20 protein-coding genes, 1 tRNA gene and 3 pseudogenes are annotated in these 24354 nt (G+C 60.3%); 12 read left to right on the forward strand and 12 right to left on the reverse strand.

The features are described from left to right. Nucleotides 1-246 precede the first annotated feature (246 nt). Nucleotides 247-627 (reverse strand): hypothetical protein, encoded by a 381-nt coding sequence (locus ACZ1G0_RS11570; protein ID WP_472737079.1) that lies wholly within the window; start codon nt 625-627, stop codon nt 247-249. Between the two features lie 855 nt (nt 628-1482). Between ACZ1G0_RS11570 and ACZ1G0_RS11575 the strand changes: the two genes are divergently transcribed. The 3 genes from ACZ1G0_RS11575 (at nt 1483) to ACZ1G0_RS11585 (ending at nt 3499) form a co-directional block, all read left to right on the forward strand. After that, entirely contained in the window at nt 1483-2340 is an 858-nt protein-coding gene (locus ACZ1G0_RS11575) for a ParA family protein (RefSeq protein ID WP_472737080.1), read from the forward strand. A 71-nt stretch (nt 2341-2411) separates the two neighbouring features. After that, nucleotides 2412-2810 carry a hypothetical protein gene (locus ACZ1G0_RS11580; RefSeq protein WP_472737081.1) on the forward strand — a complete coding sequence of 133 codons (399 nt, stop codon included), beginning with the start codon at nt 2412-2414 and terminating at the stop codon, nt 2808-2810. Beyond that, nucleotides 2807-3499: a hypothetical protein gene (locus ACZ1G0_RS11585; RefSeq protein WP_472737082.1), complete on the forward strand. Its 693-nt coding sequence runs from the start codon at nt 2807-2809 to the stop codon at nt 3497-3499. Before ACZ1G0_RS11580 ends, ACZ1G0_RS11585 begins: the two co-directional genes overlap by 4 nt. Nucleotides 3500-3559: 60 nt before the next feature. On the opposite strand, the gene ACZ1G0_RS11590 is transcribed toward ACZ1G0_RS11585, so the two are convergent. From ACZ1G0_RS11590 to ACZ1G0_RS11605, 4 genes are all read right to left on the reverse strand, one after another. Further along, nucleotides 3560-5566: an ATP-binding protein gene (locus tag ACZ1G0_RS11590; RefSeq protein ID WP_472737083.1), complete on the reverse strand. Its 2007-nt coding sequence runs from the start codon at nt 5564-5566 to the stop codon at nt 3560-3562. A 293-nt stretch (nt 5567-5859) separates the two neighbouring features. Continuing rightward, nucleotides 5860-5934: transfer RNA gene (locus tag ACZ1G0_RS11595), tRNA-Phe, on the reverse strand. 116 nt (nt 5935-6050) lie between these two features. Further along, a complete protein-coding gene (locus ACZ1G0_RS11600; RefSeq protein WP_472737084.1) occupies nt 6051-8282 on the reverse strand; it encodes a xanthine dehydrogenase family protein molybdopterin-binding subunit in 2232 nt (743 codons plus the stop codon). 3 nt (nt 8283-8285) lie between these two features. After that, a complete protein-coding gene (locus ACZ1G0_RS11605) occupies nt 8286-8747 on the reverse strand; it encodes a (2Fe-2S)-binding protein (protein ID WP_472737085.1) in 462 nt (153 codons plus the stop codon). Nucleotides 8748-8956: 209 nt separating this feature from the next. On the opposite strand from ACZ1G0_RS11605, the gene ACZ1G0_RS11610 reads away from it, so the two are divergent. Continuing rightward, nucleotides 8957-10738, forward strand: a complete 1782-nt coding sequence (locus tag ACZ1G0_RS11610) for an IlvD/Edd family dehydratase (protein ID WP_472737086.1) — start codon at nt 8957-8959, stop codon at nt 10736-10738. A 356-nt stretch (nt 10739-11094) separates the two neighbouring features. Then, nucleotides 11095-12021 (forward strand): LysR family transcriptional regulator, encoded by a 927-nt coding sequence (locus ACZ1G0_RS11615; protein WP_472737087.1) that lies wholly within the window; start codon nt 11095-11097, stop codon nt 12019-12021. Here ACZ1G0_RS11615 and ACZ1G0_RS11620 read toward each other — a convergent pair. The 3 genes and pseudogenes from ACZ1G0_RS11620 to ACZ1G0_RS11630 all read right to left on the reverse strand — a co-directional run bounded on the left by ACZ1G0_RS11620 (nt 12004) and on the right by ACZ1G0_RS11630 (nt 14565). Then, nucleotides 12004-13346: pseudogene (locus ACZ1G0_RS11620) on the reverse strand (8-oxoguanine deaminase). The gene ACZ1G0_RS11615 and the pseudogene ACZ1G0_RS11620 overlap by 18 nt on opposite strands. Then, a pseudogene (gene hisN / locus ACZ1G0_RS11625) lies at nt 13336-14132 on the reverse strand (histidinol-phosphatase). Before hisN ends, ACZ1G0_RS11620 begins: the two co-directional pseudogenes overlap by 11 nt. Nucleotides 14133-14199: 67 nt before the next feature. Then, nucleotides 14200-14565, reverse strand: coding sequence for a helix-turn-helix domain-containing protein (locus tag ACZ1G0_RS11630; RefSeq protein WP_472737088.1), 366 nt, complete (start codon nt 14563-14565; stop codon nt 14200-14202). Between the two features lie 226 nt (nt 14566-14791). On the opposite strand from ACZ1G0_RS11630, the gene ACZ1G0_RS11635 reads away from it, so the two are divergent. After that, nucleotides 14792-15757, forward strand: a complete 966-nt coding sequence (locus ACZ1G0_RS11635) for an NADPH:quinone oxidoreductase family protein (RefSeq protein ID WP_472737089.1) — start codon at nt 14792-14794, stop codon at nt 15755-15757. Here ACZ1G0_RS11635 and ACZ1G0_RS11640 read toward each other — a convergent pair. Further along, complete coding sequence (locus ACZ1G0_RS11640) at nt 15723-16607, reverse strand: LysR family transcriptional regulator (RefSeq protein WP_472737090.1); 885 nt, start codon at nt 16605-16607, stop codon at nt 15723-15725. The two genes, ACZ1G0_RS11635 and ACZ1G0_RS11640, sit on opposite strands and share 35 nt — an antisense overlap. 123 nt (nt 16608-16730) lie before the next feature. Between ACZ1G0_RS11640 and ACZ1G0_RS11645 the strand changes: the two genes are divergently transcribed. The 6 genes from ACZ1G0_RS11645 (at nt 16731) to ACZ1G0_RS11670 (ending at nt 20786) form a co-directional block, all read left to right on the forward strand. Continuing rightward, complete coding sequence (locus ACZ1G0_RS11645) at nt 16731-16946, forward strand: DUF1127 domain-containing protein (protein WP_472737091.1); 216 nt, start codon at nt 16731-16733, stop codon at nt 16944-16946. Between the two features lie 150 nt (nt 16947-17096). Further along, nucleotides 17097-17882 (forward strand): Bax inhibitor-1/YccA family protein, encoded by a 786-nt coding sequence (locus ACZ1G0_RS11650; RefSeq protein ID WP_472737092.1) that lies wholly within the window; start codon nt 17097-17099, stop codon nt 17880-17882. A gap of 97 nt (nt 17883-17979) precedes the next feature. Further along, nucleotides 17980-18747 carry an HpcH/HpaI aldolase family protein gene (locus tag ACZ1G0_RS11655; protein ID WP_472737093.1) on the forward strand — a complete coding sequence of 256 codons (768 nt, stop codon included), beginning with the start codon at nt 17980-17982 and terminating at the stop codon, nt 18745-18747. A gap of 129 nt (nt 18748-18876) precedes the next feature. Then, nucleotides 18877-19017, forward strand: coding sequence for an RSP_7527 family protein (locus ACZ1G0_RS11660; RefSeq protein WP_472737094.1), 141 nt, complete (start codon nt 18877-18879; stop codon nt 19015-19017). A 39-nt stretch (nt 19018-19056) separates the two neighbouring features. Beyond that, complete coding sequence (locus ACZ1G0_RS11665; protein WP_472737095.1) at nt 19057-20250, forward strand: RSP_2647 family RNA methyltransferase; 1194 nt, start codon at nt 19057-19059, stop codon at nt 20248-20250. After that, a complete protein-coding gene (locus ACZ1G0_RS11670; protein ID WP_472737096.1) occupies nt 20247-20786 on the forward strand; it encodes an RSP_2648 family PIN domain-containing protein in 540 nt (179 codons plus the stop codon). Before ACZ1G0_RS11665 ends, ACZ1G0_RS11670 begins: the two co-directional genes overlap by 4 nt. Before the next feature lie 43 nt (nt 20787-20829). Here the strand turns inward: ACZ1G0_RS11670 and accC are convergent. The 3 genes and pseudogenes from accC to ACZ1G0_RS11685 form a co-directional block, all read right to left on the reverse strand. Continuing rightward, nucleotides 20830-22174: pseudogene (accC, locus tag ACZ1G0_RS11675) on the reverse strand (acetyl-CoA carboxylase biotin carboxylase subunit). A 5-nt stretch (nt 22175-22179) separates the two neighbouring features. Further along, nucleotides 22180-22677, reverse strand: a complete 498-nt coding sequence (gene accB / locus ACZ1G0_RS11680; RefSeq protein WP_472737097.1) for an acetyl-CoA carboxylase biotin carboxyl carrier protein — start codon at nt 22675-22677, stop codon at nt 22180-22182. 236 nt (nt 22678-22913) lie between these two features. Further along, complete coding sequence (locus tag ACZ1G0_RS11685; RefSeq protein WP_472737098.1) at nt 22914-24305, reverse strand: MATE family efflux transporter; 1392 nt, start codon at nt 24303-24305, stop codon at nt 22914-22916. Nucleotides 24306-24354: the final 49 nt, after the last annotated feature.

Genomic DNA, 24354 nt, shown 5'->3' on the forward strand with positions numbered 1-24354 from the left:
GTCGCCCGTCAGGGTAATTCCCGCGCGGAGGGGAGAGACCACAGGGCGAAATATGCTGGGGACAACCGAGGGGCGCTACACTCAAAGTCGTTGCTCTCGACGCTCTGCGCGGCGCACAGGGGCCAGCACTGGCGTCAGCGGCGCGTTCGTCGCAACACGTCATTTGCCACGGTCATGAGGCCCTTTGGCTCAATGTAACGCCGCCGCGCGCGCCTTAGACTCTCTGCCCTCGGGGTTATTTACAGGTCACTCTGAGTTGCACGCGGGCAACCGACCATGGACGCGGACGAACTCCCAAATCAGCCGCCGCTCGGCATAGGCGATGTAGGGGCGTAAGATTTCCGGCTTAGTGTCGATACCATCCGGTAGGTGTACAGATACGAGCAGATCGGATGTGTCGCCGTTGAACACCCCGTGGAAGGTAACTCCACCAGCATGTCCTTTTAGTCCGGTCATGGCTGACCTATTGAACGTGCGGATACGGTTGCGGATTCCTTTCGCACCCCAAGTCCGCCCGATGTAGACCGTGTTGTCTGGATTGCCACGGGCGATGACGTAGACACCTGCACGATCTGGCAGGGTCTTGCGCTCAACCCAAGAAATGGGATTGGACAGTGAAAGCTGCAACGGTCCCCGATCCGCGAGCGCCCTCGCAATTGACTGGTGATCGGGGTGTTAGAAAACCGCACGTACACAGTCCCTGTGCCTTTAGCCGGGGCCTGTTGTATAACACAGGCACCCCGACCATAGGGTCAAAGGTGTTCAGCCGATTTCTCGACCTAGTACGTGAGGGGTTTCTAAGCCCCAACATGGCCGCGTCTGCCATGTCGATATCTGTGGTAGCACCAATGCGAGAAAAGCTAAAGACGTTCTGGGGTTATCCCTGACAACCCACTGGCGGGCGTCTTATCGATCTGCATCAGAAACTAGGAGATCGACATCACCGACATCATCACGCTGAAAGCCCTTTGCGAAGAACTCAAGCTCGAACCGCGAGAGGCCCGTGAACGCCTGCGCGCTGCCGCCAGTGATGCTAAGGCAAATCCAGAACTGGCTAAGGCACGCAAGCCGCGCTCGCCATGGCAGTGGGTGAAGGGGTCCACCGCCGAGAAACAAGCGCGTAGGGCATTGCAGCCAAAGATGCCTATATAGGCCTCCACCAGGAAACGGTCGACCGAAGAGAAGAGCGCTTATAGCGCTCTTTTTTGTTTCCAATTCCTGTGGATGAATTGCTGAAATTGGACCGATGCGATCCTTAGACGACGTCTCTATTACGAGGTAGCGCGTGGAATTTGCTTTAGGCGTCTCTTCCATTGGCACACTTGTTTTGTTGGTTGGTGCCCCGTCGATCAAACTTGGACAGCACAGCCTTAAGAACCTTGGGCTTTGCCTTGCTAGCAATCCAGCAAGTGTCTAGCGTGAGGCAAGCTGACCGCAAGGACGGCAATCCAAACGACCAAACATCATTGAAAAGGCTCACGTTTGAAAACTCCTGTTTTATCCGTACTGAATATGAAGGGTGGAGTTGGCAAGACCACCATTTCCGCACATGTTATGCGCGTCCTGTACCACCGCTGGCAGAAACGCATTCTTCTAATTGATTTAGACGCACAGTTTAATCTTACTCAAACCATCGTACGGCAGAGCGACTACGACACCTTGTTGGAGGAAGGGAAAAATATTATCGCAACCTTCGAACCAACGCCATCTAACGATTTCTTTCAAATAAAAAAGAGTGATCAACCACCACCACTACCATCCGCTATTGGAAAGCGCATAAGGCGTCTTGGCCGAAATGATGAGAGCCATCTTGACCTCATTCCGGGTTCTTTTGAACTTATGAAGTACTCGATGATCGACGACGGAAAACAATTAAAGTCGGCGGCGAACTATTTCTCAAGATTTATTTCGCAAGCCCGGGCACACTACGACCTAGTGATTTTGGACTGCAATCCGAGCAGTTCGTTTGTGACTAAGTGTGCTCTGGAAAACTCGACTCACGTAATTTCACCAGTTCGCCCAGACAAGTACTCGATACTTGGCGTTGGCATGGTGGACAAGCTTTTCACTCATCTTGGCGTGGACGTCGAACACATGGTCATCTTTAACGGGGTCCGCCGTAACGGGCCACGCACCACTGTAGAGAATGAACTCAGAACACACAGTACGTTCGGTCCCAAAACGCTCATCGGGCGACTCGTTACGAGCAACCTATTAGCTGCAGACCCCAGTTACACCGGATTTGCCACCGACAAGCAAAGGCCTTACAGTCATACTTTGCGGCGTGAGATCGAGGCGATATCCGACGAAATAGCGCAAAAGTTGGGCTTCCAAAGATGACAATACCAAGTAGATACCGAGGCATAACAGCTATCGCCCTTCAGAGACTGAGCGAACGAGAAATTCGATCTTTGCACGAAGAAATCTCATCAATGAGTCCTGGCGCATTTCTTGAGCTAGTAAGGGACGTAGAGGATGAGATCGAAAACTCTGTTGGTATAACTCTCCACCGCGCCCGCGAAAGTCACGCATTCTCAAGTAAAAATGAGAGCTTGTTTCGTGAGTTGGATGCTCTGAGAAAAAAGCTCAAAGTTCCGGTGTACAGGTTCGCAGACTTACTTACTGACAGCATCTCGAAGGTCGAACACATACGGGTTTCTGAAGTGCCGACTTTTGATTCACGTCGGGGGCTGCAAGCATGGATAAACAAGCTGTCGAAGAGTTTTCCCGAGCAATTGATCTATCATGCTGCGCTCAAATTAGATGATGAACTTGATAGCAACCGCGATAGTGAATGGAAGCTGCGATGAGCCAAGAAGCTTTTGAAGAGCTTATTGAGGCTGCTACAGCGCAACTACCGGACAGTTCAGCTATAGCAGAAAGATGCAAGGCAGAGCTTCAATTGCCCCTCTGTTGGACATCAAGATTTCTGTCCAATGGCACAGGCACCCACTGCGAAGTATTGTTGCGAGGCTGCTATGGTTCAGCGGTCGAAGCCGTTTCCTTGATCGCCTTGGGATTGCTTCGCCCCGCCGTTCTGTCGCTAAGATCTTACTACGAACTATCGCTTCAATTTCTATATTATAAAGATCATCCGGTCGAGTGGAGGAATGTTCTCGACTATCGCTCGCAGCCAACACTACCCGGCGTCAACAAAAAGTACCTAAAAGATAACTATTGTGATTTTGAGCTCCGCACAAAGGAATTGCTTAAAAAGAAACTGCGCGAGCACGATGATTGCTATGATGTGCTTTCAGGTGTTGCGCACGGAACTGCCTACAATTCCATTTCGCAAGCCGCGTCTCCCAAAGAATTGTTGGTATCTTGTGACACGCTAGAGCAATCAGAACAAATCTTCCTTTCGACTTCGGAATTTTTGAGTGATATTCATGTGGCATCTTTTGAGGGAAATTGGCTATCGCTCCCTGACGAGGTCCGAGGCAATTTGGAAACGCGTTTTGGGGCAGGTTCCGGCGCTTCGGTACTCAAGATGCAGTAATCCACTTAATAAAGTTTGAAAGATTAGAGACGAAATAAATTTGCGGAGTTTCCAACAAAACTATTCAGCGGCAACTTCTTCTGCGTCTAGTTCGGAAATTCGCTCTTTGACTTCGTCGCTGAGATAATCGACGTTAATTGTGCGCAAGTATCGAAGCGATTCTTTGTCATTAGCCTGATACTCAAGGCGGCGTTTGTAGAATGTCAGCCGTCCTTCGGCTTCTTGGATGATTTCACCCCAGGTCTTTGCCCAGACGCGAATTTTGATTGGGTCATCAAGCTCGAGCACCAAGCCGCGCGGCTTACCAGATTGTCGCGCTTCAAGCTCGGCGTCGTTAGTGAAACGATTAGCAACAGCTACAAAGTCCCATTCGACACTTGAGTGTTTAAATCGATCATCGAGTGCGACAGACTTGGCGTATTTCTTGATCTGGTTGATCACATCTTCGTTGAGGCTCTGGCTCGGCCGTTTCAGTTCGACAACGAGATGTTTGCGTTCTTCGTCCGTCGCCGTCGGAACTCGGCAGGATAGCATCAGGTCAACGATAGCAGCTTTTCCGTTTGCGTCTAAGACAGGCTCCCTCGGCGCTATCGAATCTCGGGCGGTGCCATCGTCGTTGTCGCTTCCCAGCAACTTGATATGGCTGCGCAGAACAGCCGACAAGTCTTCGTCATCGTTCAATAGATTGAATTGCTCACCAAAAATCCATGTTTCTTGGGCAATGATACGGTGAAGTTGGGAGCGTTCGAGCAATTGGCGTTTGGAGTTCGGCTCAAACACCAGAATTTGCAGGGCGCGCAAAAACTCGAGGCGATCTGTTACACTCTTTGCGGCATTGATGATGGAAGTCAGCGAAGTTTTCCGGAGAAGCTCAGCCAGTTCCTCTTGCTTGGCCTTTGGAAGATCAACGACACTTTCGAGAATAGCTGGCAGTGCGCCGGGACCGGACTCAATGGCTGCTTTGACGAGCTGAAGGATCAACTTCTGCTGTTTCGATGGGGCTTTCTCGAAATCAGGGCTGTAGTCTGCCAGATTCAGAGCGACGACATCAAACACCTGTCGTTCATTCATCTCGATGAGATCAGAAGCCTTACCTTCGTAAGGATAGATTTTCGCCTCTTTCCATTCGTGAATCTTGCCACGGGAGCGCTCTGCTTCCCGTTCGCGGAAGTGCTGACGCAACTTCGCCTTCGAAGCCTCCACGATTGCCATTGACGGCGGGTCAAGTTCAACCAATCCTTCGGTGTTGTCGTCTGCGAGTGATTGGAAATGATCGGCAGTCAAATAAGCGGTGAAGTCGAAACCTCGCGCATGAATGCCGGGAGCAATTTCGTTGAAACTAAAGCGGCCGGGAAGACAAAGCATCAGTTTCCGTTCAACTTTTCTCTTCCATTCGATGATTTCCAATGTCGCTGTGTATTCGTGACCGTCTTCGGTCATCGCGGTTACCTCATAAGGCGTTACAGCCCTGATGGCTTCTCGTGCGTCGATATGCACACCGTCGTAAATGATACAAAAATTGGGGTCTTCATAAAGTTGAAGAGCGAATACGTCGCGCACCTGTTCCGCGAAACCGTCTTCGGTCCAAATCTCAAAATCGCGAACAACATTTTCAATCTCGACAGTGCAGCCTAAGTTTGTTGCTGGTACAGTTTCGGAAATCGAGAACCGTTTTAAGTTCGACTTGTCGCCGCTAATCGAGAATTTCTTTCCCGCATTGTGCGATATCCAAGTCACTCGCTCACCGAGAGCAAATGCTTTGAAGCGGCCCTGACCCTTTTCACCGTGGATCGATCGGCCACTACTGGTCTTGACCGCGCGTTTTTTCCAAGAGCCGCCTAGCGACTGGAAGAACGTTTCTACTTCGTTTGCAGGAATTCCCGTCCCGTCATCGACAATTCGGATTAAGCCTAGCTTGTTAAGTTGGCCCTCTTCGAGTTCAACATATACTTCGCGCGCATCGGCATCATAGGCATTCCAAATGAGTTCTGAAATGGCGGCAAGCGGTTTTGCGGTGGTAATCCGCTGAATATGATCGTTTTCAACCTTAACTTCTATTTGCTGCACGGATGTTGCCTCGGTGAGCTTTCAATTCTTGGATTAGTCCCATGCACAGCAGACGTTTTCAACTGGAAAGGGTGCCTTGTCGGGTACCGCATGCAGATTATCACACTTCAAGCCATCGTTTCTGCGCGCTACTGGCCATCGCGAACAGACAACGAGCCTGAGCGGATGGCGCATCGCCTAGCATCAACGGAAATCGGCATACGAAACGCTACCCCAATGATACCCACAGCAAACCAAGCCAACGATACGCTATCACACGAACGTCGCAATCTTTTGTTTTCATTAAGTTTAAATGGTGCCCGGGGGCGGAATCGAACCACCGACACGAGGATTTTCAATCCACTGCTCTACCCCTGAGCTACCCGGGCACGGGTGAGGACGTATCCTCTGGGTAGCGGCTAACTAGGACAAGGGGCACAGGGTGTCCAGACGAAAAACGCACCTTGTGTTGGAAAAGACAGGGCGCGTTCTGCGCCCCGCCAAGTCAGGCGAAATCGACCGACCTTGCGAAGGGCATTTCCCGCAGGCGCACCCCTGTGGCCGCATAGATCGCGTTGCCGAGGGCGGGGGCGGCGGGGGGGACGGGCGGCTCTCCGATCCCACGCACGTGACCCAGAGTTTCCAGCCCGCGCACATGGATGCGCGGCGCTTGGGCATGGCGCAGCCCCGGATGATCCCAGTAGTTCTGCTGTTGCGCGGCTCCGCCCTCATAAGTGATTTCACTGGTCATGGCATGTCCCAGTCCCCAGATCACACCGCCGGAGACCTGCCCCTCGAACCCCACCGGATCCACCACGCGGCCCACGTTGGCTGCTGCCCAGACGTCCGTGATGCGCAGGCTTCTATCGGTTTGCCGTACCTCGACAATTTCTGCGCAAGGCACACCAAAAGACAAGCTGAAGGCCACGCCACGTCCCACACCCGGAGCGGGATTGGGACCGGTCCAATTGGCCATCTCTGCCACCGCCTCCAGCACATCGCGAGAGGGGGTATGGGACAACAGGCGCAGACGTTCGGCCACGGGGTCAAGGCCCCCCTCGACGCACAGTTCGTCCAAAAAGGTTTCCAGCGCAAAGGCGTTGGTCGTGGCCCCAACGGCTCGCCAACTGCTGATCCCCGCCAGTTCCGGCGCGCGGTGGCCCGTCACGCGAAAATGCGGCACGGCGTAGGGCTGTTCCCACAGCCCGGTGACGATGATCTGATCCGGTCCGGGCAACGACAGCCCCTGCCGCCCCATCTGGCTGGCGATCACCGATGGCATGGCGACGCTGGCATCCAGCGCTGTGATCCCGTTCGGCCCTACCTGCCCCCGCAGACGCGCCATACTGATCTGGCGTGGGGTGTCTTGGGCGAAATCCTCTTCGCGCTTGTAGGTCAGTTTGACGGGTGTGCCAGGCAGGGCCAAGGCGACTTGCACCGCTTGGCGCACCACCAGATCCTCCAGCCTGTGGCCAAAGCTGCCGCCCATGGGCAGGACGTGAATATGCACATCCTCTGCCGGGATGTTTGCCATATCCGCCACGGTGGATTGTACAAAGCGCGGGATCTGTGTGCCGGTCCAGACGTCCACGCGCCCGTCACCCACAAGAACGGTGGCGTTCACTGGTTCCAGCGGTTGGTGGGCCACATAGGGCATGCGGTATTCAGCGGTCAGCGGCGCAGTAAGGGCCGCATCCACGTCCCCGTCGTCCCGCTTGCGGCTGTCGGGGGCGGTGTCAAAGCTGGCCTCGAGCGCAGCCCAGTGGCCTGCCATGGTGTCGGGCATGGATACGGGGGCCCATTCGGCCACCACGGCCTCCGCCCCCTTGAAAGCCGTCCATGTGTTGTCCGCCACGACCGCCACGCCGCCTTGCACGGGCACGACCTGCGACACCCCCGGGATTGCCAGAGCGGCGCTGTCATCGTAGCGGACGATGCCGCCCCCTTGGGCCGGGTTCAACTTGACCGCCGCGTGCACCATACTGGGCAGAACCATGTCGATGCCGTAGCTTTGGGTGCCCGTGGATTTCGCAACGGCCTGAATGTTGCGGGTGGGTTTGCCGATATAGCGCCACTGGTCCGGCGCGCGCAGGGCCACATCCGTGATCGGGGTCAGCGCGGCGGCCCGCTGTGCTAAGGATTGATATGTCAGCCGCACGCCGCCCGGCGCGATCACTGCCCCGGCCTCGGTCCGCAGGTCAGCGCGGTCCACGCCCAACTGCTCGGCCGCGGCCTGCTTCAAGGTCTCGCGGGCACTGGCCCCTGCTGCACGCAACTTGTCCCAGCCATCCGCAACAGTGGTAGATCCGCCGGTGATTTGCAGGCCCATGAACTTCATCATCGCGTCCATGACCGTGCGGGTCGCTTCGGCAATCCGGCTGTCGTCGGTGATCGGGAACGGTGCGCCCTCGGCCGCGATGGCGGTGTTGTAGTAGGCGGGGGACGGCGGGCCGGGGTCGACGCGAATGGCGTCCAGATCCACGTCCAACTCCTCTGCGATCAGCAGGGCCTGCACGTGATACGCCCCCTGCCCCTTGTCCGCGCGCGGGGTGATCAGGGTCACGCCATCCGCGTCGATCCGCACGTACGGGGTCAGCGCCGCCTGCCCCGGCTCCAAGCCTTGGATCAGCGGGTTGGCGGGGTCGCGGTTGTAGGCATAGACCCCGAAGGCTACGCCCCCGACCACAGCCGCCGAGCCGACCAGAAACGTGCGACGTGCGATTTTTGCGATACCCATGGCCTATCCCTCCGCCAGGGTTTTTGCGGCTGTCTGGATCGCCGCCCGGATCGCCGGGTAGGTCCCACAGCGGCATAGATTGCCGTCCATGGCGGCGTCGATATCATCCGGGGTCGGGTCGGGCGTGGTGGCCAGCAGGTCCGCCGCTTGCATGATCTGGCCCCCTTGGCAGTAGCCGCATTGTGCCACCTGATGTTCGATCCACGCGGCCTGCAGTGCATGCAGGGCACCCGGCTGGCCCAGCCCTTCGATCGTGGTGACGGCGGCGCCAGCCACATCGGATACCGGCACTTGGCACGACCGCACGGCAACCCCGTCCAGATGTACGGTGCAGGCCCCGCAGGCCGCGACGCCACATCCGTATTTGACGCCCGTGATGTTCAACGCATCCCTCAGCACCCACAACAGGGGCATGTCGCCGGGTACATCCACGTCGTGGTCGGTTCCGTTCACGGTCAATCTCATTGCAGCGCCTCCGGCCAGTCTCATTTGTGCCTTTAAAGTGGGCCGCAGCCCGAGATTTGCAAACCCGCAATCCGCGCCTGACGGCCTGTGCGACGCGACGTTCCGCGAAGCCCGCGCGATCACCGGCCCATTGGTAATAAAAAAGGTAGCGTAAGGGCTTGGGGCAGCGGCCTCGCCCGTGATATCAGCGCAGCAGTAGGGAGACACTCATGACAAAACGCGAATTGCGCAGCCAGAAATGGTTCAACAACCCCGACAACCCAGAGATGACAGCGCTCTACCTAGAACGCTACCTCAACTACGGCATGACCCGGGAAGAGCTGCAGTCGGGCAAGCCCATCATCGCCATCGCCCAAACCGGTAGCGACCTAAGCCCGTGTAACCGTCACCATATCGAGCTGGCCAAACGGGTCCGAGACGGGGTGATCGCCGCCGGTGGCACCGTGATCGAAGTCCCTGTGCACCCCATCCAAGAAACCGGGAAACGGCCCACGGCCAGCTTGGATCGCAACCTTGCGTATCTGTCGCTCGTCGAGTCGCTCTATGGCTATCCGCTGGACGGGGTTGTCCTGACAATTGGCTGTGACAAGACCACGCCCGCGCTTTTGATGGCGGCGGCCACGGTCAATATCCCCGCCATCGCCCTGTCCGTGGGTCCCATGCTGAACGGCTGGCACGAGGGGGAGCGCGCGGGCTCCGGCACGGTTGTCTGGAAAGCGCGGGAATTGCTGGCAGAAGGCAAGATCAACGCCGAAGGGTTCATGGAAATGGCGGCCTCCAGCGCGCCGTCTGTGGGCTATTGCAACACCATGGGCACGGCCACCACAATGAATTCGCTGGCCGAGGCGTTGGGGATGCAACTGCCTGGGTCCGCCGCCATTCCCGCCCCCTACAGAGAGCGCGGCCAGATTGCCTACGAGACGGGCCGCCGGATCGTCGACATGGTGTGGGAGGATATGAAACCGTCCGACATCATGACCCGCGCGGCGTTCGAAAATGCGGTCGTCGTGAACTCTGCCATTGGCGGGTCCACCAATGCGCCGATCCACCTGAACGCCATCGCGCGCCACGTTGGCGTCGAATTGTCCAATGACGACTGGCAAGCTTTGGGCCACGACGTGCCCCTGCTGGTGAACCTGCAACCCGCTGGCAAGTATTTGGGCGAGGATTACCACCGCGCAGGTGGCGTGCCTGCAGTTGTGGGAGAGCTGATCCGGGCCGGCCGCCTGCCCCACCCGGACGCGCAAACCGTCAACGGCCAGTCTATTGGCGCCAATTGCGAGGCCGTCGTGACCAGCAATCCAGACGTGATCTGGCCTATGGACGCGCCCATGACCGCGGAGGCAGGCTTCTTGAACCTGTCAGGCAACCTGTTCGACAGCGCCATCATGAAAACCAGCGTGATCAGCCCAGAGTTCCGCCAGCGGTATCTGGAAAACCCCGACGATCCCATGGCCTTCGAAGGGCGGGCGATTGTGTTTGACGGGCCCGAAGATTTCCACCACCGCATAGACGACGAAAGCCTTGGCATCGACGAACACTGTATCCTGATCATGCGCGGGGCGGGTCCCATCGGCTATCCCGGCGCGGCAGAGGTCGTGAACATGCGGCCCCCGGCCTATCTGTTGAAAAAGGGCATCCATGCCCTGCCCTGCCTTGGCGACGGGCGGCAATCGGGGACCAGTGGCAGCCCCTCGATCCTCAACGCCTCGCCCGAGGCTGCGGCAGGTGGAGGACTGGCCTTGGTGCAAACCGGGGACCGTCTGCGCATTGATCTGGGCAAATGCAGCGCGAACATGCTGGTCGATGACGCGGAGCTTGAAGCGCGCCGCGCTGCCCTGCCAGAGCGTCCCCACACCCCCGAAAGCCAGACACCATGGCAGGAAATCTTCCGCGAAAAGGTTGAACCCCTGTCCCATGGCATGACCTTGCGCGGGGCGGACGCTTATCGTGGCATCGCGCAAAAAAGCCTGCCGCGCGACAACCACTGAAACAAAAAAAGGATGCACCCTCCCAAGTGCATCCTTTTCTAGCTCTCGCGGCACGTATCGGACCCCTCTCCGATACCCAACACGACTTTTGTCACGCAAAGCTAAAGCGCCAGTATCAGAGCCCCCATACACGACTCTGCTTCGGCGCTTGTCTTTGCAGCGAGGGGTGGCCGCCTGGACGCGCCACCCCTCAGTCCGACAATGTCGGAGGAAGCTTGGATCGAAGCCTCCCAGTCGCCGTCATCATCCTTGATTTGCTGAACCGAACGATGATCGCGACAAACATGTCTTGCCAAACAACAGCGAATGAATAAATTTCGAAAATATAAATCTGCCTGAAAGAAAGTGTATATCTGATGGACCCCAAATCTTTGGTACACTTGGCGGCGGTGGTTGAACTGGGCTCTCTGTCGCGGGCCGCGAACCGCCTGAACCTGACCCAGCCGACCCTGACGCGCACGATCAAGCAGATTGAAGATCGCGCCGGCGCCCCTGTTTTAAGGCGTGAACGCTATGGTGTGGTGCCGACACAACTCGGCGAAGTCCTGGCAGAGCGGGGGCGCGTGATCGCCGCCGAGATGGATGTGACGTTCGAAATGGTCAAACTTTGGCACGCTGGTTTGACGGATGAAATCAATTTGGCGATGACCCCATCGTTGTCGTTTCTGGTGGGGCGCGACTTTTTGGCCCTATCCCTGAAGGAAGACTGGCCATATTCGGTGGCCTTAACTGTCGGCACGTCGGCCTCGATCATGCAGCAGTTGGCCCAAGGGGACGTCGATTTAGCCATTTCCCGGTCGGGTGTGCGCACCGCCAACGAAGGGCTGGAGGCCTTGCCCTTCCTTCAAGACGAGGAAATTGCTATCGCGGGACGGTATTCAGCCTTGGCCGATCCCAATGCCGATGTCACGCCCAGCACAGTCCTTGAAGCCCGTTGGGTCAGCCAAGACGACAGCCCAGCCAGTCAGGACGGGGATTTGCGGTTCGTGTCCCAGTACGCGGGCCAAGCCGTCCGCCCGGTGGCGCGCATCCAAGGCGACATGACAACAATCCGATCCTTGTTAGAGAATACGGATGCCTGCGTCGTCCTGCCCCGACGGTTATGGCGCAGGCTTGGTCGGATCGAAAGATGTCGGGTCTTGCCCATTCAATCGGACCGCCAATTGCAAAAGTGTATCTGGCGGGTACGGTCCCAAGCCGATCGGCCCGAGGTGCAGCATTGCATTGACCGTCTGCGCTTTGTCCTGAAATCACAAATGCCAGAGTTACACGCCGACAGCTAGGCGCGTGGCCAGCGTGTTCTGGCGGCGGATCGCGTGACCGACATCAAATGTCGTGATCCGCCCGTCGGCCACCACGCGCGCCCCTTCGACAAACAGGTCGCGGACCTGCGTCGGGCCCGCCAGTAACAGCGCAGCCGGATCCCAACTGCCGGCAGATTGGAGCCCGCCCATGTCCCAAATCGCTAGGTCCGCGCGAAAGCCCTTGGTGATCTGTCCAAGGTGATCGCCCCGGCCTAGCACCTCTGCCCCGCCGCGGGTGGCCACGCGCAAAGCAGCGCGCGCAGACATGGCATCCGCGCCATAGGCGACCCGCTGCAACAACATGGCCTGCCGCGCCTCGGACACCAGATTGCCCACGTCATTGCTGGCGGACCCGTCCACGCCAAGGCCCACAGGCACGCCCGCATCCACCATCGCCCGCAGGGGCGCGATCCCGGATCCAAGGCGGCAATTGGAACAGGGGCAATGGGCCACGCCGGTGCGGCTGCGCGCGAACAGGTCAATCTCTCCGACATCCAGTTTCACACAGTGGGCGTGCCAAACGTCATTCCCGGTCCAGCCCAGATCCTCGGCGTATTGACCGGGGCGACAGCCAAACTGATCTTGGGAATAGGCCACATCCTCGTCGTTTTCGGCGAGGTGCGTGTGCAGCATGACACCTTTGTCGCGCGCCAGGATCGCGGCGTCACGCATCAACTCACGACTGACCGAGAACGGCGAGCATGGGGCGACGCCAACACGCACCATGGACTGGGGGCTGGCGTCGTGGTGGGCGTCAATCACCCGTATGCAATCGTTCAGGATCGCGGCCTCATCCTCTACCAGGGTATCCGGGGGAAGGCCCCCGCGCTTTGCCCGATGGACATGGCCCCGCGCGTGGGGTGGAACCGCAGGCCAACCGTGCGCGCCGCATCAATCGTGTCATCCAACCGTGCCCCATTGGGGTAGAGGTACAGATGGTCAGAGGTCATCGTGCAGCCCGACAACGCCAGCTCAGCAAGCCCGACTTGGGCAGAGACAAACATCTCTTCGGGGCCGAACCGCGCCCAGATCGGGTAGAGCCGTTGCAGCCACCCGAACAGCAGCGCGTCCTGTGCCCCGGGCACAGCGCGGGTCAGAGTTTGATACAGGTGATGGTGCGTGTTCACGAGGCCGGGGGTCACAAGGCAGCCGTCTGCAAGGACCACCTCCGCCCCGTTCACGGCAAGGTCCGCGCCAATCTCGGTGATCACGCCTCCGGAAAGCCGCAGGTCCATCAGCCCTTCGGCCCCGGCGTCGTTCATGGACAGAACGTAGGCCCCTTTAATCAGCGTGTCAGAGCGCATCGGACAGCACCTTTAGCGCGGCGGCATGGATTTCGGGATTGGCGGCGGCCAAGGCCCGCCCGCCCCCGTGCGCCGGACCACCGGTCCAATCGGTCACAATGCCCCCCGCCCCTTGGACCACGGCAATCGGCGCGCTGATGTCGTAGGGGTGCAACCCGGCCTCGATCACCAGATCAATTTGCCCGGCGGCCAGCAGCGCATAGGCATAGCAATCCATGCCGTATCGGGTCAGCCGACACTGGCGGGCAACGGCGTCGAACGCCGCACGCTCGGCTTGGGCACCCACTTCGGGGAATGTGGTGAAGATCGTCGCCTCTGCAAGGGATCGGGTGCCCCGGGTCGCCAGCGCTTGCGTCCCCTGGGGCCCGGTGCAGGTGGCCACACCCAAACCCGCCTCGAACCGTTCGCCGATATAGGGTTGATCAATGATGCCATAGATCGGCCCGGTCGCGTCCTGCAGCCCAATCAGGACCCCCATGTGGGCGTCCCGCTGATATAGCCGCGCGTGCCGTCGATGGGGTCCAGAACCCATGTCAGGCCAGAGGTGCCCGGTACGCTGCCATGCTCTTCGCCCAAAATGGCATCATCCGGGCGCAGCTGTGAAAGAACCGCCCGCATCGCGGCTTCGGCGTTTCGGTCTGCAATGGTGACAGGGTCAAAGCCACCGGCGTCCTTGTTGTCAGAAGACAATCCAACGGATCGAAAATGCCGCAAGGTTTCCTTGCGTGCAGCATCGGCCATTGCGTGTGCCGCGCCTTGCAGACTGCCCATCAGTTCTTGATCCATGATACCCTGTCCCATTACCCCGCCCGAAACAGGTGGCAGGCGTACAGGCATCGGTCAAGGCAAAGCGCTAGGCTGCGCTTTCGCTCAGCACTCGCGCCAGTTCAAACAATCGGCGGCGCTGGTTTTCGGGAATTGCGTAATAGGTGCGCACCAGCTCCAAGGCTTCCTTCTCCGCAAAAAGATCAGCCTGACCTTTGGGCGTCTCGGCTTTCTCTTCATCAAGTCCGTCAAAGAAGTAACTGACGGGTACGGACATCACGTCTGCTATGTCCCACAGACGAGAGGCGCTGACACGGTTCATGCCCGTCTCGTACTTCTGGATCTGCTGGAATTTGATCCCAACCTTTTCGGCCAGCTGCTGCTGCGTCATGCCCACCATCCAACGGCGATGGCGAATACGCTTGCCAACATGGGCATCCACGGGGTGTTTCATCTATTTTCCTCAAAAGGCGCAGTGCCCTGGTTCAGCATGTCGACGATACACCAGTTCCGCCGGCCTTACCTAGACAAAATGCATCAAAAGCGGCGTTAAGGCAGAGTTTGGCGTGTTTCAGGCCGGATATGGGACAACGCGGCCCCCGCCCGTGCGTCCCAACCGCACCTGTGTGCCCTGCGACTCACCCCTTGCATAAGCGGCCTTGGCGGTGTCACGTCACCCCATGCGTGCCTTTGTTCAATCCGCCCCCGATGCCGCTCTTGCATTACAAACGGTTGCCTCCACGGTCCCCGGTCCGGGACAGATCAAGGTACGCATCCATGCGTGTGGGTTAAACTTTGCGGACCTCTTGATGTTGAAGGGCAGCTATCAAGACACGCCCCCGACCCCCTTCAGCCCCGGGATGGAGGTCGCAGGCACTGTCGACGCCCTTGGCCCGGATACGGACGGCCCCGCCCCGGGCACCCGCGTCGCGGTGTTCGGGGGGCACGGAGGCCTTGCGGAATACGGCGTGTTTCCTGCGGATCGGGCTGTGCCCCTACCAGAGGCCATGCCCTTTGACATCGCCGCCGGGTTTCAGATCGCCTATGGCACCAGCCATGTGGCCCTGACCCACACCACGCACATCCGCGCCGGGGAAACTCTGCTGGTTCTTGGCGCTGCGGGGGGTGTTGGCTTGACGGCGGTCGAGCTTGGGGCGGCCATGGGTGCCCGCGTCATCGCCTGTGCGCGGGGGCAGGACAAGCTGGCCGTGGCCAAAGCCGCCGGCGCACATCACCTGATCGACAGCGCGCAAGAGGATATTCGGCAGACCGTCAAAGCCTTGGGCGGGGCCGATGTGGTCTTTGACGCCGTAGGCGGGGATCACTTCACCGCCGCCCTGCGGGCCACGAACCCCGACGGCCGTATCCTGTTGATCGGCTTTGCCAGCGGCACGGTGCCCCAGATCAAGGCAAACCATCTGCTGGTCAAGAATGTCTCGGTGCATGGGCTTTATTGGGGCGGCTACCTGAAATCCAAGCCCGGCATCGTGACCGACAGCATGTCCGCGTTGTTCAAGATGTACGAGGCCGGGCAGATCAAACCCCATATCAGCCACGTCCTGCCCTTCGACGACACGCTGAACGCGTTGGATCTGCTCAGGTCACGGCGCGCTACCGGGAAGATTGTCGTGCGGATGATCCCATAACCTCGGGGTAGATTTGACGCAGAAGGTAGGCAAGGTGATCCACCGCCGCCCCCTCGGCCCCGCGTCGGTAATACATGTTGATGTTGTAATCGCCCAAGTGGGGCAATACGCCACCGTGGGCAATCGGGGCCACGCCCTCGGGCGCCGTGCCCAGCAACAGGGCGTGCACGGCAAGATCAGCGGCCAACACAGCCTCGACCGCGCGCAAGGACTGGGTGTTCAGGGTGTTCACCCAAGGGATACCCGCCGCGTCCAGCGCCTCGACCGCTTGGGGCTTGAAGACGCACTGCTCTTCGAACGCCAGCGGGATCGGGCGTTGCCGCCACGCGGTCCCGTCCGGGGCCCCCACCCAGGTGATGGGCACCGTGACAAGGGTTTCGCCGCGCCGCCCCCGCCCCTGCTCCGTGGTCAAGATCAGATCGCAAGCGCCCTCTTCCACAAGGTCCAACAGGTTCAACGTCCAGGTGGTTGTCAACTCGACCCGCATGCGAGGAAATTCGGCGTTAAACGCCCGCAACACCAGCGGAATAGCGCGCGGGACGATGTCATGGGGCACGCCCAAGCGGATCTCGCCCTCGTATTCCTGAGCGGTCAGCTTTTCGATCGCCTCGTCGTTCAGGGCCAACATGCGGCGGGCGTAGGACAACAACTGCTCTCCTTCTGCGGTCAGGGCGATCCCACGGCCAGATCGGTCCAACAGGGCCACATCCAACGACACCTCCAGACGTTTGAGCTGCATTGAGACCGCCGATTGGGTCAGGTTCAGCACCCCTGCGGCGCGGGTCACGCCGCCTGTTTCGGCAACAACCGCAAAGGCCCGCAGGGCTGTCAGATCCAAGTTTCGCGGCATATCACAATTCCTGATGTCTCATTTCAAAATCATTCGTTTTAAAAATGTACTGCAAGGGTCCATATACATCAACATCGAAGATCAAAAGGGAACAACAGTTCACAAAACGCGAAGGATTATCCCATGGCCATGCTCACCACCTCCTCCATCCACATCACCCCCCGTCGCCAAGTCAACCTGCTTGGCTTTCTGAGCAAAGCCGTAGCGGTCGCGCGTCAACGGCGCGCCCTTGCAACCCTTGACGCCCGCATGCTTGCAGACGTTGGGATTTCCGCCCGCGACGCCGATGCCGAGCAAAACAAGCCATTTTGGGATATCCCCAACACATGGCGTGGATAATCCCACATTCGTGATAGAAAAAATCAATCGCAATTGGCCTCATTGAATGGCTTTGCGTGCTTGAAATATGCCCCCGTCGTGACGATATTCCTAACAATCGCGGCGGGGGTATTCCGTTCGCGGCCCAAACATTAACGCTTGGAGGATTCCATGGCACAATACGAACAGCTGCGGCAGGTCGGCATCTCAGGGGCCCGCGCCGCCGAAATCGATCAGGGCCTGCGCGCCCACATGAACAAAGTCTACAGCACCATGTCCGGTGGCATGCTGATCACAGCGGCCGCCGCTTGGGCTATCGCGGGTCTGGCAGTCACGTCTGATCCGACCGGGGCGACCGTTGCCCTGCGCGAGGGTCAGTATCTGACCGGTCTGGGCGAGGTGATCTACACCACGCCCCTGCGTTGGGTGATCATGTTCGCACCGTTGGCCTTCATCCTGTTCGGCTGGGGTGCCTTGATGCGTCGTGGGTCGGCAGCGACTGTCAGCTTGGGCTTCTTCGCCTTTGCGGCGGCCATGGGCCTGTCCATGTCCTCGATCTTTCTGGTCTACACCAGCGTGTCGATCGTACAGACCTTCCTTGTGACGGCCATCGCCTTTGCAGGGCTGTCCCTGTACGGCTACACCACCAAGAAAGACCTGTCCGGCATGGGCACGTTCTTGATGATGGGCGTGATCGGCCTGCTGGTCGCTATGGTCATCAACATCTTCCTGCAGTCACCTGCTATGATGTTCGCCATCTCGGCCATCGGCATCCTGATCTTTGCCGGTCTGACAGCGTTCTACACGCAAGACATCAAGAACACCTACGTGGCCCATGCCGCGCACGGCGACCAAGACTGGCTTGAGAAAGCTGCTATCGACGGAGCCTTGTCGCTCTACATCAGCTTCCTGAACATGTTCCAGTTCCTGCTGATGTTCATGGGCTCGCAAGAGTAACACTGTCGAAGTCGTGCAAAAGGGCCGTCCCTCGGGGCGGCCCTTTTCTTATGTGCAACCGGTCCCTAATGTCCCCGGTGTAACGGGAGGATACACCATGACACACCCAACGGGCCTGCGTGCCAGAATGCTGAACGGCGACGTACTGGCTGGCACATTTCTAAAAACACCGAACCACACCGTGATCGAAATCATGCGCGACACCGGGCTGGATTTTTTGTGCCTTGACGCGGAACACGCCCCCTATGACCGCGCCGCCACGGACGCCTGCATGGCCGTAGCGCGCGCGCAGGGCACACCGTTGATGGTCCGCGTGCCCTCGGGCAGCGCCTCGGACATTCTGAACGTCATGGACATGGGGGCCACGGGCATCGTCGTGCCCCACGTGGACAGCGTCGAGAAGGCGCAAGCCATCGCCAAGGCCGCGCGGTTTGGCCACGGCGGGCGCGGCTATGCCGGGTCCACCCGTTGGGCCGACTACACCCGCTCCAACATGCCGGCGCTGCTGGAAAAGTCGGCGTCCGAGACTATCGTGCTGGCCCAGATCGAAGAGCCAGAGGGCGTGGAGGCCGCCATGGACATTGCCGCCGTCGAGGGCATTGACGGGTTGTTCATCGGTCCTGCCGATCTGACTGTCTGCTATGGGCACACCAGCCTGGACAACCCTGACCTTGCCGCGGCGATGAAATCTGTGGGCGCGGCGTGCCAGGCCAACGGCAAGGCCTTTGTCACATGGGTCCCAAACCCCGAAACCGCCGCCCAATGGATCCGACACGGGTTCAATGTGTTTTTTGTGGCGTCAGAGCAAAGCTGGATGATGGCCTCGGCCAAATCGGTCGCGACTGGTATCCACGACTTGGGCTAAGTCCTTCATACGCCGTAGGTGTTAACGCTCCCAAGGGTTGCAATTGCTGCAACGCGGCATTGCACTCTTGGCGGTGGTTCAGCGTCGCGCCATGCCCCACATATCAGTCATCAACCCAGAGGACTGACCATGCAACATATCGACGTCACCGCCATCGAAAACGAAGCCCGCCGCCTGCGCGCCGAAGCCCTGCGCAACGCCTTTGCCAAACTGTCTGCCCGGATCAACTCGCTGTTCACCGCGGCGCCCAAGGGCACGACAGCGCACTAAGCGCCTTTCCCATTGGCCCCCGGCCTGCTACCGGGGGTCATGGATGAAACGACCCTCCCCCTCCGCCTGAAACCCAAAGCGGATGCCAAGCGCCTGCGCCATGGCCACCCTTGGGTGTACTCCGATGATCTGGTTCTGGACCGCCGGTCCAAAGCCATCGCGCCCGGCACGATTGTCGCGCTGCAAGATGCAAACCGCGAACCTCTAGGCCTTGCGGCCGCCAACCCCGCCAGCCGCATCGCCGCCCGCGTTCTGGACCAGGACAGCACCGCCACAATCGACGACGACTGGCTGCGCACCCGCCTGACCCGCGCGCTGGCCTTGCGCGAGACGCTCTTTGATGCCCCCTTCTACCGATTGATCCATGCCGAGGCGGACGGCCTGCCCGGTGTCATCATCGACCGCTTTGGCGACACGCTGGTCCTGCAACCCAACGCCGCCTGGTCCGACATCCGCGCGGACCAGATTGCCCGCATCGCCACCGAGGTCACGGGCTGCGCCCATGTCTGGAAGAACGCCCAAGGCCGGGCCCGCACGCAAGAGGGATTGGACGACGTCTCTGCCCCCCTGCTGGGCACGCCACCCGACACGGTGCAGGTGCCCATGAACGGTGCGATCTATATCGCGGACCTGAAGGGCGGCCAGAAGACCGGCCTGTTCTACGACCAGCGCCCGAATCACGCCTTTGCCGCCCCCTTGGCGCGCGGAGGCACTGTGTTGGACGTGTTCAGCCACGTGGGTGGCTTCGGCCTTGCGGCACTGGCCGCAGGGGCGCGCCATACGACCGCTGTGGACGGATCGGCCCCTGCCTTGGACCTAGCCGCACAAGGGGCCGCCGCCATGGGCCGTGCAGAGGCCTTTAGCGCACGCCAAGGCGATGCTTTCAAAACCATGGAAGCCCTCGCCGCCGAGGGTGCAACCTTTGATCTGGTCGTCGCGGATCCCCCGGCCTTTGCCCCCTCCAAGACCGCTATGACCCAAGGTCTGCGCGCCTATGAACGGGTGGCGCGGCTGGCGGTGCCTTTGGTCAAGCCGGGCGGGTTCCTCGTGCTCTGCTCCTGCTCTCACGCGGCGGACTTGGGCCGCTTCCGCGCGGCATCCATCCGCGGCATGGGTCGTGCGGGGCGTCCGGGACCGCTGGTCCATACGGGCTTTGCCGGGGCAGATCACCCGACCCATCCCCTGTTGGCCGAGTCGGGCTATCTGAAATCGCTGGTGTTCCACTGCCCATGAAGGCGCTGTTGGACGCCTGTGTTCTGTACCCCACGGTCCTGCGGGAAATCCTGCTGGCCGTGGCACAGACCGGCGCCTACCGCCCCTATTGGTCCCCGCGCATCCTAGAGGAATGGGCCCGCGCCGCCGCCCGCAATGGGATCGAGAGCGAGGCGCGGGCCGACATCGCCCTGTTGCCTGTGCGCTTTCCAACCGCCAGCCGTGCCGCAAACCCGGGCACTGAGGCGCGCCTGCACCTGCCCGACCTGAACGATATTCACGTGCTGGCCGCCGCTCTGGATCACGGGGTGGATCGGCTGATCACGCACAACCTACGGGACTTTCCCAAGGGCGAGTGCCGCATCCACGGGGTGCTGCCGCAAAACCCGGACGCTTTTCTGATGGACCTGTGGCTTAGGGACGCGGACCCGGTCGAGCAGGCCGTCATCGCAACCCATGCCACCGCGCAGGCCATTGCAGGACAGGACATCCCCCTGCGTGCGTTTCTGAAACGCGCCAGCCTGCCACGACTGGGCAAGGCCCTTGGCGCGCTGTGACGTGACGTGACCGTGGCCCGAACCTTAAGCTCGGGCCGCTCGTTTACTGAAGATTGGTTTCCAACCACTGTTCCAGCCAGTGGATGGTGTAGTCCCCGGACAGCACCGCCGGTTCCTCCAGCAAGGCATGGAACAGGGGCACGGTCGTGTCCACACCGTCGATGATCAGCTCCCCAAGCGCGCGCTTCAAACGGGCCAGCGCCTCGGGCCGGTCGCGGCCGTGCACGATCAGCTTGCCGATCAGGCTGTCGTAGTAGGGCGGAATGGAATAACCATCATACAGCGCGCTGTCCATCCGCACGCCAAGACCGCCGGGGGCGTGGTACTGAGTGATCCGCCCGGGACAGGGGCTGAAGTTCGGCAGCTTTTCGGCGTTCAGACGCACCTCTATGGAATGGCCGTTAATGATCAGATCGTCCTGCGTGAACGACATGGGCAGGCCGGCGGCCACGCGGATTTGTTCGCGCACAAGATCCACGCCAAAAATCGCCTCGGTCACGGGGTGTTCCACCTGTAGACGGGTGTTCATCTCGATGAAGAAGAACTCGCCATCCTCATACAGGAACTCGATGGTGCCCGCGCCCGCGTAGTTGATCTTGGCCACAGCATCGGCACAGGTCTTGCCGATCTGGGCGCGCATCTCGGGCGTGATGCAGGGGCCGGGCGCCTCTTCGAACACCTTTTGGTGACGCCGTTGCAGGGAACAATCTCGTTCCCCCAGATGCACGGCGCCGCCTTTGCCGTCCCCGAACACCTGCACTTCGATGTGGCGAGGGCGGCCGAGGTAGCGTTCGATATAGACCTCGTCATTGCCAAAGGCCGCCTTGCCCTCGGCGCGGGCGGTGCGGAACGCGGTCTCCAACTCTGACGCATCCTTGGCCAGCTTCATGCCGCGCCCGCCGCCCCCGGCGGTGGCCTTGATGATCACCGGATAGCCGACCTCTTCGCAGACTTTCTGCGCGGTCTCGTAATCGGGCACCCCCGGCAGAGCCGGGAACGCAAGGCACCCCGAGGTCTTTCATCGTGTCCTTGGCGGTGATCTTGTCGCCCATCACCCGGATGTGTTCCGCCGTGGGGCCAATGAAGGTCAGGCCGTGATCCTCGATGATCTGCACGAACTGCTGGTTCTCGGACAAAAAGCCGTAGCCCGGGTGGATCGCCTCGGCCCCCGTGATCTCGCAGGCAGAGATGATGGCAGGGATCGAAAGGTAGCTGTCCGTGCTGGACGCAGGCCCGATGCAGATCGATTCGTCCGCCATGCGCACATGCATGGCATCCGCGTCGGCCGTGGAATGGACCGCCACCGTGGCCACGCCCATTTCGCGCGCAGCCCGAATGACACGCAGGGCAATCTCGCCCCGGTTCGCAATCAGAATTTTCTTGAACATCAGGCCTACTCCAAAATGATCAGAGGGGCACCGAACTCCACCGCGCTGGCGTCTTCCACCAAGATGCGTTTCACCTTGCCCGCACGGGGGCTTGGGATCTGGTTCATGGTCTTCATCGCTTCGATGATCAGCAGGGTCTGCCCTTCGCTGACCGTATCACCCACGCTGACAAAGTTGGCGGCACCGGGTTCGGCGGCCAGATAGGCCGTGCCCACCATGGGCGAGGTCACGGCACCGGGGTCTTGCGCGGGATCACTTGTCCCCGTGGGGACAGCGGCGGGCGCAGAGGCGGCGGCAACTGGCGCAGGCGCTGCCACTGGGACGGCTGCTGGGGCAGCACCGGCCACAACCGTGCCATTCACCTGCCGCGAAACCCAGACGTTCAGACTGTCATCCTCGCCGTAGGACCGTTTGACCTGCAATTCCATCAGGTCATTGTCCTGCAGCACCGCAGCCAGCGCCTTGATGAAGGCAACGTCGTTGTCGTGTTTGGTCTCGCCCATGTCCCCGTTCCTTTGTCTGTTGTGGCCCGTGGTCCGGACCTGATCTAGGACCCATATACGTCAGGCGGCGGGCAGTGAAAAGAACCCCTGAGGCCGTTCCCATGACTTAACGGCATCCCCGCGTCGCACCACGGTCGCAAGGGGGCGCTCAAAAAATGGCGTGCGGCGCAGCCGCTCCGTTGGGTCAGACCGCTGACAGAGGCGCCGGGTCTCCCGCGCCTTGCGCCCCCACCCGCTCAGCGCCGCAAATGAAGCAGCGTCATCAACCGCGACTGGCGGGCAAAGGGATCGCGCGGCGGGGCCTCGCCGCCTTGGGCAATGACCCGCAGGGCCAGCCAACAGGACAATCCGCCAAAGAACACGCCCCCCACCGCCTGTCCGATCAACACCCCCGGCGCGCCGAACCACGCGGCGCCGAGGGCCACAAGGGGCACGGTGCCCAACGTGTGGCGGCCCCAATTCAGCCCCGTGGAATAGAACGGACGCCCCAGATTGTTGAACGCCGCGTTCGAGACAAACAGCATCCCGTTGAAAAAGAACGCCAACGCCAGCGGCCCGCAGAACAGATACACCAGCGTCAGCGTCACCCCCTGGGCCCCGAACAAGGCCCCAATATAGGGCCGCGTCAGGAACAGGATCAGGGACACAAGCGTGACCACAAGGGCCGTGAACAGCAGCCCGTCCAGAAAGGCGCGGCGTACCCGGTCCAACTTTTGCGCGCCGAAGTTCTGTCCGATGATCGGCCCCACAGCCCCGGACAGGGCAAAGATCACGCCAAAGGCCACGGGCGTCAGGCGGCCCACGATGGCCATGCCCGCCACGGCCTCTTCGCCGAAGGCGGCCATGGACCGGGTGACCCACGCCTGCCCCACTGGGGTCGCCAGTTGGGTCAGGATCGCGGGCAGCGCGATGGCGAACAGGGGGCGCGCGTCGCGCACGAAGGCCCCGGCATAGGGCACCTTGAACCCGCCGTAGTGGCGCAGGATCGGCTGCATCGCCACCAGCGCGATGGTGATCCTTGCCGCGACAGAGGCCAACGCCGCCCCCGTCAGTTCCAGATCAAGGCCAAAGATCAGGATCGGGTCCAGCACCGCGTTGACCACCGCGCCCCAGATCGTTGCCATCATGGCCCGGCGTGCGTCCCCGTGGGCGCGCAGGATCGCGCCCCCCATCATGCCGACCATCAACAGGGGCAAGCTGGGCACGATGATCGCCAGATAGCCGACCGCCAGCGCCTCGGTCTCGCCGCTGGCCCCCACCAGCCGGACCAAGGGCCCCAGGTTGACCCAGACCAAACCCGCAAAGATCGCGCCGAACACTGCGCCCCAGACAAGGGCCGTGGTGGCCCGTTGGCGTGACAGGACCTCGTCCCCGCCGCCCACAGCGCGCGAGACCAAGGCCCCCGCAGCAATCGCCATGCCAATCCCGAAGGAGGTGGTGAAAAACAGGATCGCGCCCGCGTATCCGATGGCCGCCGCCAGCTCTGCCTTGCCCAGCATCGCGATAAAGATCATGTCCACGAAATCGACGATGAACACCATCATCAACCCAACCGAGGCGGTCAGGCTCATGACGCTGACGTGGCGAAACAGGTTTCCTTCAAGGAATTTTGCTTGGGGTTGGGCCATGGGCTCTCCGATCTTGCGACGTGGTACGCCCTATGACCGTGATTGCCTA

It is taken from the genome of Thalassobacter sp. HA4-2, assembly GCF_055693705.1.

Coding starts and splice junctions, on each gene's coding strand:
- ACZ1G0_RS11650 (WP_472737092.1), top strand. CDS start 17,097: ATGGCACAATACGAACAGCTGCGGCAGGTCGGCATCTCAGGGGCCCGC.
- accB (WP_472737097.1), bottom strand. CDS start 22,677: ATGGGCGAGACCAAACACGACAACGACGTTGCCTTCATCAAGGCGCTG.
- ACZ1G0_RS11585 (WP_472737082.1), top strand. CDS start 2,807: ATGAGCCAAGAAGCTTTTGAAGAGCTTATTGAGGCTGCTACAGCGCAA.
- ACZ1G0_RS11600 (WP_472737084.1), bottom strand. CDS start 8,282: ATGGGTATCGCAAAAATCGCACGTCGCACGTTTCTGGTCGGCTCGGCG.
- ACZ1G0_RS11640 (WP_472737090.1), bottom strand. CDS start 16,607: ATGCCGCGAAACTTGGATCTGACAGCCCTGCGGGCCTTTGCGGTTGTT.
- ACZ1G0_RS11660 (WP_472737094.1), top strand. CDS start 18,877: ATGCAACATATCGACGTCACCGCCATCGAAAACGAAGCCCGCCGCCTG.
- ACZ1G0_RS11630 (WP_472737088.1), bottom strand. CDS start 14,565: ATGAAACACCCCGTGGATGCCCATGTTGGCAAGCGTATTCGCCATCGC.
- ACZ1G0_RS11605 (WP_472737085.1), bottom strand. CDS start 8,747: ATGAGATTGACCGTGAACGGAACCGACCACGACGTGGATGTACCCGGC.
- ACZ1G0_RS11610 (WP_472737086.1), top strand. CDS start 8,957: ATGACAAAACGCGAATTGCGCAGCCAGAAATGGTTCAACAACCCCGAC.
- ACZ1G0_RS11665 (WP_472737095.1), top strand. CDS start 19,057: ATGGATGAAACGACCCTCCCCCTCCGCCTGAAACCCAAAGCGGATGCC.
- ACZ1G0_RS11615 (WP_472737087.1), top strand. CDS start 11,095: ATGGACCCCAAATCTTTGGTACACTTGGCGGCGGTGGTTGAACTGGGC.
- ACZ1G0_RS11685 (WP_472737098.1), bottom strand. CDS start 24,305: ATGGCCCAACCCCAAGCAAAATTCCTTGAAGGAAACCTGTTTCGCCAC.
- ACZ1G0_RS11655 (WP_472737093.1), top strand. CDS start 17,980: ATGACACACCCAACGGGCCTGCGTGCCAGAATGCTGAACGGCGACGTA.
- ACZ1G0_RS11670 (WP_472737096.1), top strand. CDS start 20,247: ATGAAGGCGCTGTTGGACGCCTGTGTTCTGTACCCCACGGTCCTGCGG.
- ACZ1G0_RS11645 (WP_472737091.1), top strand. CDS start 16,731: ATGGCCATGCTCACCACCTCCTCCATCCACATCACCCCCCGTCGCCAA.
- ACZ1G0_RS11635 (WP_472737089.1), top strand. CDS start 14,792: ATGCGTGCCTTTGTTCAATCCGCCCCCGATGCCGCTCTTGCATTACAA.